This is a genomic window from Aeromonas rivipollensis (assembly GCF_037811135.1).
GTDB classification, from domain to species: Bacteria; Pseudomonadota; Gammaproteobacteria; order Enterobacterales; family Aeromonadaceae; genus Aeromonas; species Aeromonas rivipollensis.
This window is the reverse complement of the sequence record NZ_CP149130.1, coordinates 3,581,068-3,597,056: the sequence shown is the minus strand read 5'-3', so window position 1 is coordinate 3,597,056 and position 15,989 is coordinate 3,581,068. Positions and strand designations below refer to the sequence as shown.

12 protein-coding genes are annotated in these 15,989 nt (G+C 57.2%); 3 read left to right on the top strand and 9 right to left on the bottom strand.

Features of this window, described 5'->3' with window-relative positions:
- Positions 1 to 33 precede the first annotated feature (33 nt).
- The 6 genes from WIR04_RS16335 to WIR04_RS16310 form a co-directional block, all read right to left on the bottom strand.
- Positions 34 to 1,986, bottom strand: coding sequence for a YjbH domain-containing protein (locus WIR04_RS16335; RefSeq protein WP_338888299.1), 1,953 nt, complete (start codon positions 1,984 to 1,986; stop codon positions 34 to 36).
- Positions 1,987 to 2,120: 134 nt separating this feature from the next.
- Positions 2,121 to 2,870, bottom strand: a complete 750-nt coding sequence (locus tag WIR04_RS16330) for a capsule biosynthesis GfcC D2 domain-containing protein (RefSeq protein ID WP_338888297.1) — start codon at positions 2,868 to 2,870, stop codon at positions 2,121 to 2,123.
- The gene (locus WIR04_RS16325) at positions 2,867 to 3,511 is read right to left on the bottom strand and encodes a YjbF family lipoprotein (RefSeq protein WP_025325924.1); all 645 of its coding nucleotides are present in this window, start codon (positions 3,509 to 3,511) and stop codon (positions 2,867 to 2,869) included. Before WIR04_RS16325 ends, WIR04_RS16330 begins: the two co-directional genes overlap by 4 nt.
- 67 nt (positions 3,512 to 3,578) lie before the next feature.
- Positions 3,579 to 3,791 (bottom strand): hypothetical protein, encoded by a 213-nt coding sequence (locus WIR04_RS16320; RefSeq protein ID WP_193353984.1) that lies wholly within the window; start codon positions 3,789 to 3,791, stop codon positions 3,579 to 3,581.
- 107 nt (positions 3,792 to 3,898) lie between these two features.
- Positions 3,899 to 4,858 carry a Wzz/FepE/Etk N-terminal domain-containing protein gene (locus WIR04_RS16315; protein WP_307766483.1) on the bottom strand — a complete coding sequence of 320 codons (960 nt, stop codon included), beginning with the start codon at positions 4,856 to 4,858 and terminating at the stop codon, positions 3,899 to 3,901.
- 48 nt (positions 4,859 to 4,906) lie between these two features.
- On the bottom strand, positions 4,907 to 7,525 hold the full coding sequence (locus WIR04_RS16310; RefSeq protein ID WP_338888293.1) for an SLBB domain-containing protein: 2,619 nt from the start codon (positions 7,523 to 7,525) through the stop codon (positions 4,907 to 4,909).
- 838 nt (positions 7,526 to 8,363) lie between these two features.
- Between WIR04_RS16310 and WIR04_RS16305 the strand changes: the two genes are divergently transcribed.
- The 3 genes from WIR04_RS16305 (at position 8,364) to WIR04_RS16295 (ending at position 9,889) form a co-directional block, all read left to right on the top strand.
- Positions 8,364 to 8,573: a YgdI/YgdR family lipoprotein gene (locus tag WIR04_RS16305; RefSeq protein ID WP_338888292.1), complete on the top strand. Its 210-nt coding sequence runs from the start codon at positions 8,364 to 8,366 to the stop codon at positions 8,571 to 8,573.
- Positions 8,574 to 8,871: 298 nt separating this feature from the next.
- Positions 8,872 to 9,252: a hypothetical protein gene (locus WIR04_RS16300; protein ID WP_338888290.1), complete on the top strand. Its 381-nt coding sequence runs from the start codon at positions 8,872 to 8,874 to the stop codon at positions 9,250 to 9,252.
- 25 nt (positions 9,253 to 9,277) lie between these two features.
- Positions 9,278 to 9,889: a LysE family translocator gene (locus WIR04_RS16295; RefSeq protein WP_205597179.1), complete on the top strand. Its 612-nt coding sequence runs from the start codon at positions 9,278 to 9,280 to the stop codon at positions 9,887 to 9,889.
- Here WIR04_RS16295 and WIR04_RS16290 read toward each other — a convergent pair.
- The 3 genes from WIR04_RS16290 to WIR04_RS16280 all read right to left on the bottom strand — a co-directional run bounded on the left by WIR04_RS16290 (position 9,859) and on the right by WIR04_RS16280 (position 15,744).
- The gene (locus tag WIR04_RS16290) at positions 9,859 to 10,647 is read right to left on the bottom strand and encodes an AraC family transcriptional regulator (RefSeq protein WP_338888286.1); all 789 of its coding nucleotides are present in this window, start codon (positions 10,645 to 10,647) and stop codon (positions 9,859 to 9,861) included. The genes WIR04_RS16295 and WIR04_RS16290 overlap by 31 nt on opposite strands.
- Before the next feature lie 155 nt (positions 10,648 to 10,802).
- The gene (locus tag WIR04_RS16285; RefSeq protein WP_338888284.1) at positions 10,803 to 14,366 is read right to left on the bottom strand and encodes an ATP-binding cassette domain-containing protein; all 3,564 of its coding nucleotides are present in this window, start codon (positions 14,364 to 14,366) and stop codon (positions 10,803 to 10,805) included.
- Between the two features lie 100 nt (positions 14,367 to 14,466).
- On the bottom strand, positions 14,467 to 15,744 hold the full coding sequence (locus WIR04_RS16280; protein WP_338888282.1) for an alpha/beta hydrolase: 1,278 nt from the start codon (positions 15,742 to 15,744) through the stop codon (positions 14,467 to 14,469).
- Positions 15,745 to 15,989 lie beyond the last annotated feature (245 nt).

The following is a 15,989-nucleotide window of genomic DNA, read 5'->3' as shown; positions in this document are numbered from 1 at the left end:
CTTTTTTTATCTGCGACGGGCAGTCATTTCATATCAGAAGGAGGCGACACTGCTCTGGCTGTAGAGCCCGTATTTTCTGGCCAGCATCTGACCCCCGTCCCGGGTCAGGGGGACCCAGCTGATGGTGCCGCTGTCTATGGTGGACTTGAACATCATGAGGTCGAACGGGATTGTGATGTAGAGCCCCTTGGTGAAGCTCCCTTCACCGTACTCTTCTGCCGACACATTGGTGAAGGTCGCAAAGAAACCGGCGCTTATTCCCGAATCAAACTGCTTGGCGAAGTTGAGCGTTGCACCATAGTCCCCTGCCAGGTAACGACCCACCGAGATCTGGGCCGTCACCTTGTCGAGAAACGCCGGCTGCCAGTAGGTGGTGACATGGCCGGTCGCCACCTGATAGTCAGCCAGCTGGAGGGTGTTTTCCCAGTCCCGCTGTTTCACCAGGTTGATGTCTGCCCCTATGGCCCAGGTTTGGTTGAAGGGGCGATACAGAGTTTCACCACCGACCCCGGCGTACATCATCTCCAGATAGCCGCCATATGCCTGGGCGTACCAGTCATCATCATATTTATCCATGTGGGTGAGCTGAAGGTTATTCAGGAGCACATCCGAGGAGGTGACATATTCCCGGATCCAGGTTCTGACCCGGGGCAGGGCCTCGCCATCGGGCGGGGGCGCCGTGTAATTGAACTTGTCATAGTTGTTGAACAGATTGAAGAAGAGCGTGCTGCTCAGCCAGTTGTGCTCTGTCATGTACCAGTCGGTATTGGCATTCAACCCGACCTGATACATGTAAAAGCTCTCTGAGCCCCCGATGGACTGGCTCAGTTTGGGCGCAATCTTGAAACTCCATGAGCGGGGTTCCGCCTCATGGCGCCTTGTTCCCTGAACCTGGGTCGGCGACTGACGGCTGACCTCGATCTCCTGTTTCTGGCCAAGGGGAAGATCGCTGTTGGCGCGGCGCACGGAGTCCAGATCGACGCGGGTCTCCTGCAGCGGCATTCCTTGCTTCTGCTCGATGATCCGCAACTGCTTCACCGACGCAGGGGCATCATTGACGGCGAGCATGGTGGCCCTGTGCTCGCCCTGAGCCTGCTCCCGGAAGCGGGTCTGCTCGCCCACCAGGGTAAGGGTGTCGTCATCACCGTAGAGGGAAACCTCTTGCCAGCCTGCATTAGCGGCCAGCTGGGAGGACAAATCCTGCCAGTCCACCTCATCCAGAGAGGCAGTTTCGCTGGTCTGATAGGCCGGAACTGGGGGATCCATGAGCTTTGGCAGCGACAAGGAGGGATCGTTGAAATTGGTATGCAGTGTCATGCCCCACATCAGCGTATTGCCGCGCTGATAACTGAGGTGCATGTCGAGAGCATCATAGGGCTGGTAGACTATGCCCACATTGATGGGGGTGCTTTGTGTTATGACGCCTGCCGACTCGTGACTGTAGTCATTGCCATCGTATTCAAGCTTCAACCTCAATGGTTGCCAGGGCGTCTGGTACTCTATCCCGCCAAAGAGTGCGGCAGGTCCATGGAACAGGCTGCCAAACTCAAATTTGCCACCACTGCCCGAGAACCCGTCGTCGCGTTGGCACCAGGCCTCACGAGCTTCACAGAAGGGGTTCTTGATGTTGCCACTCTGCCCCATATTTCCCCATGCCATGCCCAGGGTGAAATCCAGGTTCTGGTACCGCTTGCTGGCAACTATGTACTCACTGTCAAAGAGTCCGGTCCCCATGACATCGCGAAGCCCGACAGAGACATGAGGGCGCCAGGTGGATTCATTCCAGAGTCTGGCTTTGACATCCATCCCCTTGTCTTTATAGGTTTGATCGCCACTGAAGTTCTCATCATTGCTATACAGCCGGGTGCGAATGTCGGTGTATCTCAGGGTGGCTTCCAGCCAGTCGAATGGCTGCATGGAGATAGACCAGCGTCGATATTCCTGGTTATCCATGTAGTTGAACGAGAACTCGCCTTCTGGGGCCATGCGCGCCGTTGGCATCTGGAGCAGACCTACGCCACCAAAGTCACTCTGGGTGGGAAAGGTAGGGGAGAAACTATCCGTATTGGCGCAAGCGACAGGAGAGACAAGAATAGAGAGAGTGGCGATTCTGGTTAGCATTACTCGGGTATCCGATTAGCAATCATTTCGGCAATACGGAGATTGATGTTTTTAAATTTGGCAGGCAGTAACTCGGGAGCGAACCCGGCAAACAATGTTGCACCGGGCATGGGCTCTATATGATATTCATTCCATACGGCCACGGGGGATAACTGGATGCTGCCATCTGGCTGGATAAGGTATACCTCACCCGGGTTGGCACCGGCCAATAAACTATGGCCCTGCCAATATTCGGCCAAACCTTTTCCATGCTCATGAGGCAATGATTTGCGGCTATTGATTAAACCCATCAAATATAAATGGGATGGCCGAGGAGAGACATAGAGTGAATAGTTACCGACCAAACGAGGGTTGTTGCCAGGTTCAATTCTGCTGAGATCGGGATCCAGCTTTATATCAATCCTGCCTGTGATATCAAGCTGATCCAGCTCTCGCAACAGTTGCTGGGTTGTTTGAACCAGACCACCTTGATGTTCTCTCATCCATATCACCTGGAGTGATTTCAAATCGCTGAGCAAATGCTCTTTGGCTTGCTGTGCCAGATGCTCCTCTGTGGGGGATGAAATGATGGCGGCAGGCCAATAGACATGATCAGGCAGCTTGGCATTATTCAGTAGCTGTTCAAGACGCTGACTATCCGAAAGGGAGATGGTGGTAGTATTGACATTACCGAAGACTACTTTGGTAACGCTGTCAGCGTGAAGCAAGGGTGCATAGCCTATCAATAACGAGAGTATTATTTTTTTCATGATGAGTAAGGCTTGGTAAAGACCATCTCTATGGTGCTGTTGTCAGGGCCTAGCTTTTGAATGGTCTTTCGGATCAGGCCAGATTTTTTGTCCAACCAGTAATAATTCTTCCATGTTTGATTATCTTTTATCGACTGCACTGTTTCCTCATAGAGAGAGGTCACAATGATGGTGCCGTTTATATCCAGGTTTTCATCCGCGAGCTGCCGGAATACACTGTGCATACTCCTTCCGCTGCGGCGATCCTTTGCCCATTCGGCGCTGTAACTGAACTGCGCACCCGAGGTGATGGATGCCTGAGATAATGGATCCTGAATCGTACCCAAGAAGTAATTAATGTCATTGTCGAATTTCAATGTCTTTGTTATTCGACCATGCTCGGTAACTACTATCCCTCTATTGCTGCTGATCCAAGACAATCTGTTATTGTCCACAAATGCAAGCACGACGAATATTTTAGGCCTGTCATCAATAGTTAAAAATGCACTGGCATAGGGTAGTTTATTGATGGCCTCAGGGGTGATCGTTATTTCTTCATTCCCGGAGAAGAGAAACTTTAGTTGCTGATAGCTATCAAGGTTGTTATCTGCACAGCCAAATAAGAACATGGATAGCATAATAACAAGGCGCTTTGTTAGCATGCGAGCATCACTGAATGAATCGGTATAAAAATAAAGACTGCCCTCGGGCAGTCTTTAAATCTTAATATCAACGAGCTGTGCTGGTCACAGTCGAGGTGGAGCTGTTGTCATCGTCGTTGCTGGCAACGGCGACGGCTACGCCGACGGCAACCGCGGCAGCGACACCCACAGCGACAAGGGCAGTGGTACCAGCAGCGGCGCCAGCACCGGCAGCACCGGCAGCACCGGCAGCAGTTTCAGCAGCCATGGTCTGGCCGGACAGGGCCAGCAGGGCAGTCATAATCAAAACACTCTTCTTCATATATTTCCCTTATAAAATCAGAATAGTCGACGTTCGTTCTACTCTATTATGATGGCAAGCCATCGTTTTTGGCTAATTTGCATCCATTATTTTTTATCATGACGGAATGCAAACCGAACCAAAACTATCATCACTCCCAGCATGCCGCCCAATAGTGCACCCAATACAACAATCAGTGCCCGTTTTGGTTTTATTTTCTCTTCGGCTATGACGGCAGGATCAAGTACCTTAAATACGTATTCCTGATTAACCTCGGCGAGCATCAAGGTCTTGGTCTGCTCTTCGATCAGTTGATAAAAGACCTTCTGCATATCGGCGACGGAGGTTTTTGATAATTGCTCGGTCAGATAGGAAATATTGCGCTTTGCCTCCTCCTGATCCCGTTGTTTCATGGTGTGGTTGAGATCATTGATCAACCAGTCGACCCACTGTTTGGCCAACAGCGGTGAATAAAAGTCGACGCTGACTGTCAACAACCCTGTCTTGGGATCGCTATTGAGGGAGACCAGCCCTCTGAAAGCCTTGATCAGTTCCCAGTCAGTGGGCTCGGGTGACTTGCCAGCAGGTACTTCGCGGACCCACTTCTGGGTCAGGGCATCGTAGATCTGAGGGTCGATGATCAACTCGCCGGTGGTTTTATCCATGCCAGTGGCGGCGATCAGAGGGACTGCCAGCTGGTGGTGGCGGATGAAATCCCCAAGAAACAGCCTTGATTTGCCCACTTCGATGGCTATCGAGGCCTTATCTCCACCTTTGTTACCAAGATCGACACCGGCCAGGCTTGCCAGCCCGCCGAAGCGGGAGGCCAGCGCGGAGAGCCCACCACCTTGCTGCTCAAGGGAGGGGGTCAGCAAGGCCTCGGCACGATAGATATTGGGGCTCCAGAGTGCGAAGGCGACGGCGAGGCCGGTGGCAATGATGGTGGTGGAAAAGATCCACCACTTGCCATGCCACAATGCAATCACCAGTTCCCGCAGGTCTATTTCATCACTCACCGGAGACATATCTCTCGGTAAGGGTATGACATTCGCTTTTTGTGCTTCCATTATGATGTCGTGAGTCCTATGGAATATAAAAGGATGCGTTCAATGGCATTATTTTATTGCGGACCAGGCCACGCCCAACTGATACATGATCTGTGTAGCGGAAGACATGATGCTCAGGTTATCCAGATAATCGGAGTCCACCGGCACTATGATGGTGTCACCCGGCTCGAGACTCTTGCGCCCACCAAACCAGCTGTCATTGGGCAACATCACACTGCCGTTGGCCTTGATGACATAGACGCGATCGGTATCGGCCTGTTTTTTGGTTCCACCGGCCAGGCTGATGTATTCGTTGACGCTGGTGTCCTCTTTGTAGATATGGGAAGAGGGGAACTGCACCATGCCTGCGATGGAGACCACATTCTGCATGGTCGGGATATATAATTTATCGCCATCCTCCAGCAATATATCTGATTGCTTTTCTCCGGAGAGCAAGGCTGGCATATCTATGGTCATCCGCCCAATGGCCTTGCTGTTTTCCAGTTGATTCACAACCGTCATGGCCTCGGCAGGAGAGCTGCTGTAGTTGGCAATGGTGCTCTGTCTGCGCAAGGTCATGGTCGATATCTCTTGGCGAAGTTCATCCCGCAGCATCACCAACCGTTGCTCTTCCTGCTGACGCAGGGCTTTACGTGCAAATATTGCACCGTTGGGATTGGCGTAGGCAGTAATGCCACCCACTCGCTCGATCAGATCGTGCAGGCTTTCTCCACGTCGGACGGTATATGTACCAGGGAATTTCACTTCACCGAAGACCTGGACGGTCGCCTCTTCCCGCCACTGGGGATGGGGCAGGACATTGATATTGTCTTTGGATTGCAATATTGGCGAACTGTAAGGGCTATTGGCTGTGTCCAGGGAGAACCGCTCATTCTGGACCAGGATGCTGTCGCCACGCTCATTGACGCGGGACAGCTCAACGATGTTGGCCTGCTCATTGAATCCACCGGCGGCGAGAATGGCATCGGACATGCGACTGCGCTCGCTCAATGGGTAGAGGCCCGGGTATTTCACTTCCCCCCTGACTTCCATGATCTTGACCGGCTGACCCTGAGTCGACTGCGCTTTCAGGCGCTCGATGACTGGCGCCAACAAGGCTTGTCTGGAGTCAGCCACAACGGCATCTGTTGCCGTTTTATCGGAAAGTGAGGAGAGCTTGATCTGACTATCGGTATTCAAGTCATCGTTTGTGACATTGGCTCCGGTGGATGCATCTGTCCGCATCATGGCAGCGTTGTCCAGTTCTCGAGACTTCGCCTTGAGATCCTTCACCTTGGTTGAGGTTGTGGCTGTCTCTCTGAGGCGGTCAGTAGTATCGTTGCGGAACACCAGCACCTGATCCCGGGCCTGAAGCAGGACATCATCCTTGCCACCTGGGTGTTGCAGGGCATTGCCCAAATTGAATTGAATCACGCTGATATTACGCTGGGAGTCAATCTCTCTGACCACCAGAGCGTAACTCAAATCGGTAGCCGAAATGAGGTCTCGCTCAACACTCTGCAAAATAGTGCTGACCCGAGTACCGGGAGAGAAGCTGTAGACACCATCACGAACTACTGCACCTTTGACCACAATGGCCTGGCTATATTCGGTGCTGCTCGGTTTGACCGATATCTTGTCCCCGTCCCGAATGCTGAAAAGGCGATCATGGGCATTGGCCAGTGTCAGGTTGAATACCCTGAGACCGCGATCGGAGTGGCGCTCTACGGAGACTTCTTGCAACGCGGCGGCTTTGACGCCGCCAGCCAGTGCGAGTACATCCGCCAGCGGTGCCGAATTTCTCAGCTCATAAATGGCGGGGCGCTTGACCAGCCCGTTGATGGCGACCTCACTGCCCTTGGCAGGAACAAACACTGTATCTCCGGCCTGTAAACGGATGTCTTGGCTGGTATCACCCCAGACAAGCATCTTGTAGAGATCCACATCGATGACATTTTGCCCTGCGCGTTTCACCTGGATTTTTCGCAAGGAGCCGACAGTGTCTATGCCACCAGCGGCCTGCAATACCTGAGTCACGGTCGCCATGCCACTGACATTGTAAGCACCTGGGCGGTAGGCGTCTCCCATGACAAACACCTGCATGGAACGCATTGAACCAAAGCTGATGAAGGAATTCACACCTATCATCTGTTCCTTGATCCTGGATTCAAGGTCACTTCTGAATTGCTGGAAGGTTAAGCCACTGGCGGAGATAGGACCGAGACTGGGAAAATCAATAAAACCTTCCCGGCCGACACTCAAATCGTAAACCGCGTTTTCTTTACCGTAGAGTTGAACATGAATTTCATCTCCAGGGCCAATAACATAGTCATCCGCAACTGGCATGTCGGTAATAGGGGCATCCAGGATGGGCTCACCGGCAAATACATTATATCCAAATGGTTGCAAATCCCCTGGTTGTGCCACTCCGGCAACGAGGGGACGCTGGGATACCTGGCTATAATCCAGTTCACGTGGGGCGGCAACAGGAACCGATGGTGTGACAGGGGTAATGGCACTGGCACTATTTAGCTGTTCAGTGGATATACCATACTGCTTTGCCAGAGCCTGCTGTTCTGCCGGTGGCAGACGCTTGAATTGCTCCATCATCTGCGGGCTTATCTGCGGTGCAGCGAATATATTCAAACTAATCGCAGCTAAGATCCATGGCGCTGTTATAACTTTCATTTTACGTAAAGCCTTGCAATGTGTTTGTTTTGACTACTACAAGTGATCGACATAAATTAAATCATGTTTACTCATGAATTAAGTGGATGATCTTTTTATGTGATATTCCCTGTAAAAGGATTGGGCTCTTTCATTGCAATATCTCTGTGTGATCTCTTATGTTTTATCGCTGGCAGTTAATTTAACTGCTCACTGACTCGTGTACTGTGCAATCAGTACGGACGGACAGTTCGGGTCGTGACCATCATATATTGGCGACATAAGGGCATCACACAAACAGCATCAAATTGCTGCTCTGCCACAGTATTGCGAAGTTACTCAATGAGGGGCTCATCATGGTGTCCATGTGGACTTGAGGTAAAACAGACATAGCTACCGCATCCGAATGACATATCGGCATGAAATGTAATTTTTTTGTTACTAAGCTTGCTCGCCAGACAGAACGTGTCGCGTCTGACGGGGCGAAAAAGATGAATTATTGATGGTTTTAGTAATTAGGTTGCCATTTGAATTCAGTGTCGGAATCTATCAAAAGTGTATTTTTTTGCAACATATATCAGACAATTCTCAGTCTGAACGTAGGATGATTCTCAATCTCTGATATTTTGAGTGAGAAATGATGCTCAATGTAATCGATATGTTTCTTTTGTGGTTGCAATGTGTTTGTTTTTTTGTTTGATCTTTTTTTGTTGAATCTGAATGGAAGTACTTACTTGGGTATTGACTTCTGATTTTATTCTCCATCTTCCTTTCATCGCGGCGTGGCCCTGAATCCGCCTGAGCTAGGCTTCAAGAAACATCCTCGTCCTGAGGATGCCAGAGGGAGAAGAGGCGGGCGATGAAACGACTGATGATGGTCCTGGTATGCATGCTGGGGCTGGTGGCGTGCAGCTCTCAATACATCATGAGCACCCGGGACGGGAAGATGATTACCACCGACAGCAAGCCCACGCTGGATGAAGACACGGGAATGTACCGCTACTACGATGCAGAGGGGAGGGAAGTGCATATCAAGAAGGACGATATCACCCAGATCATGGAGCGCTGATCCTGACTGGCTACCGGGTGTATTCACAGGGGCGTCTCGAAGGAGGCGCCCTTGCCATTTTCTGGCAGGCATTTATTCATAGTTACAAGAGGTGGTCCCATCCTTGGTCGACATGTCCAGTCAGGGTGGCAGCTCTTAGACAACGAGGCTGTACCTGCCTTCTTCATCCTCCATTCTATGACTTGAATCCCATGGTGGTGCTGGCGCCCCCATCGTCTGCCTTGGGTAAAAAGGCAATATTTTCCAATACAAATTCATCATGAATGGTGTCATATGACCTCATGTTACATGGAGGTAAATGATGAAGATGGAATTTTGGCCCCCCAGGGCGACGCACTCTGTCCATATGCTGACGCTGATGCCGCCCCCTGCGCTCCCACCCAGGCTGCGGGAGGATATCTGCCGCGTGCTGAGTCTGGTTGCCAGTCTGCGTGATCTGGAGGGAGACCTTGAGGGAACGCGTCCCCAGCAAAGCCGTCTGTGCGAGTCCCTGATGATATTGCTCGCGGAGATGGCCCAGCGGGCAGAGGATCCCGAGCTTGGACAGCTGTTCGGTGCCTTGTCGGAGAGCCTGGCTGGTGAGGGTCAAAAGAGCTCGATGTTGGCCGCGTCTTGGGCTGCATGGCCCTGGCCGGGAGAGGGTGACCGTTACCATCAAACCATCTGGGAGAAAGTGTGACATGGCGTTTTACAATGGATTTCTGTTGAGTCTTTCTCTGTGTCTGGACATAGGCCTGGCCAACATGGCGATGATCACCCTGGCCATGTCCCGCGGCTTTTCCCATGGCTTCTGGCTCGGGGTGGGAACCTGCGTGGGGGACCTGATCTATGCCATGCTCGCCATGGCGGGCATGGCCGTGCTGTTGCAGTTTGAAATGGTGCGCTGGAGCCTCTGGATCTTTGGTTCGGTCACCCTGATCTGGTTGACCATCAAGATGGGCTACGCTGCGCTGCAGGCACAGGATGGCGAGTTGAATGGCGTTGCGCAATCCGGGGGACGCTGGCGCCTGTTCGGCCGCGGCATGGTGCTGGCGCTCTCCTCACCGACCGCCATCCTCTGGTTCGCGGCCGTGGGGGGCGCCATCATAGCGAGGCAGGGGGCGGATCCCCTGAATGCCGGGCTCTTCCTCTCCGGCTTCTTCAGTGCGGGGATCTTCTGGGCCCTGGTGCTCTGCACCCTTGCCTATCAGGGCGGGCGGTTGCTGGGGGAGAAGATGGTGCGCTTCTCCTACCTGGCGTCGGCACTGATCTTCGCCTATTTCGCCTGTTATGTGATCTATCAGGGTTATGTCGAGTTTGTGCCGGGGGCTCCGTAGCGGCTCGGACTGATCCCCATGACGCGGCGAAAGGCGTTGCTCATGTGGCTCTGGTCATAGAAGCCCAGCGCCAGCGCTATCTGGGAGGGCTTCTCTCCTTGCAGCAGGCGGCGACGGGCCTCCATCAGTCTCAGCTGGTTGAAATAGTGGATGGGCGGAACATGCAGCGCCTGCTGAAAGCTGCGAACCAGATGGAATTTGGAGCAGCAGGCCACCTGGCAAAGATCATCCAGGCTGATCTCCTGGCTGAGGTGGTCGCGCATGTAATCAAGCAGTTGGGGCAGCCGCCCCTGCAGCAATCGCGGCGTGGGGTCGCTAGTGCGTTGCAGGGCGGCGAGCAGGCGCACCAGGGCTTCTTCCCGCTGATTGGCCGAGGGGTGTCGATGCAGATCCAGAATGGCGTCGAACAACGTCGGGATCTGGTGTACTCCCTCCATGAATGCGGGGGGCGACTGGCCGGACAGGAGTCCCGCCTCGTCCAGCAGGCTCTTCACCCGCTCCTGTGACAGATGCAGGCTGATGAAGTGGGTATCTTCCCCAAAGGTGGAGGCCTGCATGGTCAGCGGGTTGTAGAGCGTCACCTGGCCCGGCACCACCTCCTGCTCCTTGCCGTCAAACCAGATACGTTCCTGACCGCTCAAGTTTGCCGAGAGCACATATTCCTCGTGAGTATGGCGAGGATAACCCCCTCCCTGGCTGCTGATCAGAGCGACCTCCAGCTGTGGTTGGCGCGCAACCACCTCCATCCTTGGAGACATGACACATCCTTGTGATCCTGACTTGTTCGGGCTCTTTTTATAGCAGCTTTGCTACTCGGTTGGTATCCACATGAGAATTGCTTTTTGCGATGCTTCCGATAAAGAAAGGGCTGCCCGCGGGCAGCCCTTCTGACGTCGGCGAGGCAACGCCGATTTCAGCCCGTCAGCTCCCCTACCTGGCGGTTTACCTGACCGGCGAACAGCTGGTGGAAGCGGGAGCCCGGGTTGGCCAGCAGGCTGACCGGGGAGCCCTGCTCCACCACTGTGCCTGCCTCCATCACCACGACTTTGTCCACCGACAGCAGCGGCTCCAGATGGTGGGCGATCACCAGATAGCTGGCCTCGGGCCGGTAGCGGTAGAGCAGCTCCGCCATCTTGCGCATGCCGCCGTGGCTGAGATCCGAGGTGGCTTCGTCCAGCACTATGAGGGGGCGGCGCGACAGCAGGATGCGGGCGATGACCAGCAGCTGGGTCTCGCCGGCGGAGAGCTGCAGCCTGTCGAGCTCCTCGTCCAGCCGGCCGGCGCAGCGCTCGGCCAGACCCACCCGGCTCAGCGCTTGCTCCAGCGCCTCGTCGCTCTGCTCGCTCAGGGGGGCGAGATTGGCACGCAGGGTGCCGAAGAAGGTGAGGGGGATCTGGGAGACGGTGTCATAGAGATCGCGCACCGCCTCCGGCGCCAGGGCAGAGAGCGGCTGATCGCCGTAATGGATCTCCCCCTGGGAGGCCGGATACATGGCCTGCAGCACCCCCAGCAGCGAGCTCTTGCCCGCGCCGGTGCGGCCACAGACGCCCACCTTCTCGCCGGGGGCCAGCTCGAAGTTGACCCTGTGCAGGGCCCACTGGCTGGCGCCCGGGTAGCGCAGCCCCAGGTTGTCGAAGCGCACCGCCGGATGGGGGGTGGCGAGGGCCTCTCCCTCCTGGCGCTCACTCTCTATCTCGCTGTATTCCCGCACCCGCTCCACCGCATTCATCACCTGCTCCACTTCGGCGAAGGTACGGATCAGGGAGTTGAGCATGGCCGAGGCGGTGAAGGCGTAGGTGATGGCCACGGCCCCCAGCAGCGGGCTGTTGCCAAAGGCTACCATCAGCGCCACTGCTCCCACCAGGGCGGCGGAGAGCAGGGTCTGGTGCATGCCGAGCCAGCGGTTGATGGAGGTGGTGGTGTACCAGCTGCGCAGGTTGTTGTCATAGTGATGCAGCACCTGATCCAGGGCGAAGCGTTCTGCCCCGGCCAGACGCAGGGCGGGGGCGCCGCGAATGGTCTCGCTGATGCTGATGTAGAGCGGGGAGCGCAGCACCGAGGACTGGCGCCGCAGCTTGAGCTGCACCGCCCGGTAGCGCCGTTGCAGCACGTAGAGCGCCCAGCCCACCAGGGGGGCGATGAGCAGCAGCAGGGGAATGTTGATGCCGATGACCACCACCTGCAGCAGCACAGAGACCAGCATGCCGAACAGCCCCATCAGCATGGACAGCAGCACCTCCTGGGCCTCCCCGAGATCCCGATCGAAGCGGTTGAGGATGCGCCCCTGGGGCACCTTGTCGAAGAAGGCCATGGGGGCGCGGCTGATGCGGCCCAGCATGCCGTCGAACAGAGTCCAGGCCAGCTTGAGGCCGAGTTTGTAGTTGATGACCCGCACCACCATGATGCAGACCAGCGACCCCGCCCCCAGCAGCACATAGATGCCGAGCAGGGTGCCCACATCGCTCACCTCGGCCTTGCCGCCGAGCCAGAGATCCGAGGCGATGCGCAGCCCCTCCTGACCCAGGGTGAGCAGCAGGGCGATCAGGATGGCACCGGGGGCGGCCAGGCGCTGCCACATGAAGCCGAACAGTCCCCAGTCCACCTTGCCTTCCACCACCTTCTCCTCGCTGAACTGCTCCGCCTCCTGAGGCGGCACCGGCGGGGTGGGGCGAGGATGCTGGATGAGATCCGCCAGCTGGTGGGCGCCTAACTCCACCAGGCGGCCCTGCTCGATGCGGATCACCCTATCGCAGTGGGCCAGCACGTCCGGATCGTGGCTCACCAGCAGCCGGGTTGGCCCCGGCTTGAAGGCGAGTCCCTGCTCCAGCACCTGGGCCGAGACCATGGGGTCGAGTGCCGAGAGCGGGTTGTCCAGCAGCAGGATGTCGGCCTGGGCGTAGAGGGCGCGGGCCAGGGCGACGCGCTGTTGCTGGCCGCCGGAGAGGCGGGTGCCGAGCTCCCCCACCAGGGTCTGATCCCCGTGGCTCAACAGCCCCAGATCAGTGGTGAGGGCGCAGGCACCGAGCACCCACTGGTAGCGATCCTCGTGCCAGGGCTGGCCGAACAGTATGTTGTTGCGGATGCTGTCGTTCATCAGCCAGGGTTTGTGGCCGAGGTGCGCCACCCGGCCGTTGCGGCGGATAGCCCCCTCAAAGCCGTTGTCAAAACCGGCGACCAGGTGCAGCAGGCAGCTCTTGCCCGCCCCGGTCGCCCCTGTGATCCCCACCAGCTCCCCCGGCTGTATGCTGAGGCTGACCTCTTGCAACACAGATTTTTGCTGGTGCAGGGCAGTGACCTCTTCCAGCACCAGGCTGCCGACGGGCAGGCTGGTGTCGGTGAGATCCCGGTGCTGCTCCGGGCTGCTCAGAAACTCGCACAGCCTGTTGAAACCGGTATTGAAGTTGATCAGGGTACGGATGAGGTAAGGCAGCCGCATCATGGGGATCCGCAGCACGGCGAACAGGGCTATGGTGGTGAACACCTGGGGCAGGGTCAGGCTCTGGCCCGAGGCCAGATAGGTAGTGAAGGTGGCCAGGGTCACCAGCAGCGGGGTGCTCATCATCAGGAAGCTGTTGATGGCATCGAGCTTGAGCACCCGGCCGAGCACCCCCAGCTCCTGCTGGCGCTTGGCGTTGGCCGCCCGGGTGAAGAAGGCGCCAAGGCCGTTCTGTCGCACCAGCCGCAGCTTCTTGATGTATTCGGCCAGTATGCCGTTGCGCTCGTCCTGCTGGCGCTTGAGCTGCTGCTCCTGCTGGTTCATGCGGCGCACCACCCGGGTGGAGAGCAGCAACAGCAGGGTGAGCACCGCAAAGCCCACCAGGCCGGCGCTGCCCACCTGCCATACCAGCAGGGCTATGGTGCCCGCCAGTTGCAGCGCCATGGTAAGCGGCATGGCGGGATCGGCCAGGATCCAGGTGATGTCCCACACGTCCCGGTTGATGAGGTTCTGTACCCGGCCGCCGGCCCTGTCGTCGAAGCTCTTGCCGCCCTGCTTCATCACCTTGGCGAGCAGGGATTCGGCCAGCAGGCGGCGAATGGGCACGTGCATCTTGAGTGCCAGTTGCAGGGAGTGTTCCGCCAGCATGCCGGCGGCGAGCACAGAGGCAAAGAGGGCGAAGGCCAGCAGCAGCTTGTGGCCTGTGCTGGCACCGGTGCCGAGCTGGGTCATGCTGTGGTTGAGCAGCCAGGGGCTGGCCAGGGTGGCCAGCATGCCGATCAGCTGCAACAGGGTGAGCAGGCCGATGCGGCGGCGGTAGTGACGCCAGATAAAGGCCATGATGGGCCAGGGGCGCACCGGCGCAGCGGCGGTGAGCGCCAGGAAGGCATCGGCCCGCGCGTCGCGCCTGTCTTCCGGCAGCAGGGGGTAGAGATCGTCGAGGCCGACCTGGGGCTCGGTCAGCCCCTTGCGTTGCAGCGGGCCCGTCCAGTGATAGAAGAGGCGGCTCAGCCAGCCGGCCGAGATTTCCGGATGATCCAAAGGGTGTCCTTGTTGTTTTGTGTTGCTTCCGACAGGGCGGGGCGGCTCATGGGCCGCCCTCGATATTCTTTTTATGGCCGGGCTCGTCGCCCGAGCGGGATCAGCGATCCCGGTTCAAGCGGATGAGTCTGTCCAGGATCTGCTCGCCATCGACTCTCAGGCCGTTGTGCTCGTACTCGTTGGTGATCCAGGCGCGGCTGTTGCCAAGGCCCCGCAAGGTGTCGCGGCTGTAGTCGAACTCCACGTACATGTCCTCGGCATAGACGGCACAGGCTACCGGCACGGGGTTCTGGGCCAGCTGCGCCGGGTCGTAGAGGGGCCCCCAATCGGCCTTTTTGGCCAGCAGGTGGGCGGCCTCCTTGAGCGGCATCAACTCGCGGAACTGCTCGAACATCCAGGGGAAGATCATCTCGCCGGTGAAGGCGAAATCCTTGCCAGGTGCCCAGGCCAGGGCCGGGAACTCGGCTCTGACCCGCTCGGCTGCCCAGTTGCTTGCAGCTCCTTCGCAATAGATGGACTCGTGCAAAATGGCGAACACCGGATTGGTGTTGAACGGCTGCATGGCCTGCACCTTGTAGAGGAAGGCGGGGTTGAGCTTCTCGCCGATGAAGGCATCCTCCAGCAGGTAGTAGAGCTCCTCGAAGGCGCCGCTGGCGCCGAGATCCAGCCCTTGCTGCTGCAACTGCTCCACCGTCAGGCGCTGGCCGTTGGGCAGGCGCACATCGTGGCGGTGCAGGTGGGTCGCCAGCCGGTTGGCGATGGCCTGGGCATGGGGGAAGCGGGCGAAGAAGGCGCGGTTCTTGTCCGCCACCCGTTGATAGGTGGCGCGGTAGACCTCGTCCGCCGTGCGGCCGATGGGGGCCACGCCGCCGGTGAGGTAGACCTCGTGCAGGCTGTCCGGGAACAGGGAGAGATAGGTGAGGCTGCAAAAGCCGCCGAAGCTCTGGCCAAGCAGACTCCAGGGTCGATCCGGGCTCAGGGTCTCGCGAATGTATTCGGCGTCCCGCACTATGCTGTCGGCGCGAAAATGGCTGAGGTAGTCTGCCTGCTCCCCCGGGGTGAGCCCTGCCAGCGCCTCGGCGCTGATGGGGGTGGAGTGGCCTGTGCCGCGCTGATCGAGCAGCAGTACCCGAAACTCCTGCAGGGCCCGCTTGATCCAGCCGCCGCTCGCGGTCGGGCGCGGCGCGCCAAAGCCCGGCCCCCCCTGCAGATAGAGCAGCCAGGGCAGCTCATCGTCCAGCCTGTCCTGGCGACAGAGAGTGCGGCCAAACAGGGTGATGCTCTCCTCGTCATCCGGTCGCTGGTGGTCGAGGGGCACGGTGAAGAAGTGTGGCTCGCAATGGATGCCATCCAGCACATAGTGCAAGGGGCTGCTCATCTGGGGTCTCCCTGGGATCGGAAATCGTCGGCCTCATCATAGCCCCGGCTCGCAGACGGGTCACGCCGGTTTTCCCGATAATGAGCGGACCTATGACGGTGCACTCTCCCGAGCGCCCGGCCGCTTTATTGTTGCGGACCGATTGACCTTGAGCTGAACCGGGATCAAGATGAACGGCCTGCCGAGGAGGGCAGGGGAGCTGGACACAACAGGATGAGGTGGGCTCGATGAAGCCGCGATGGATA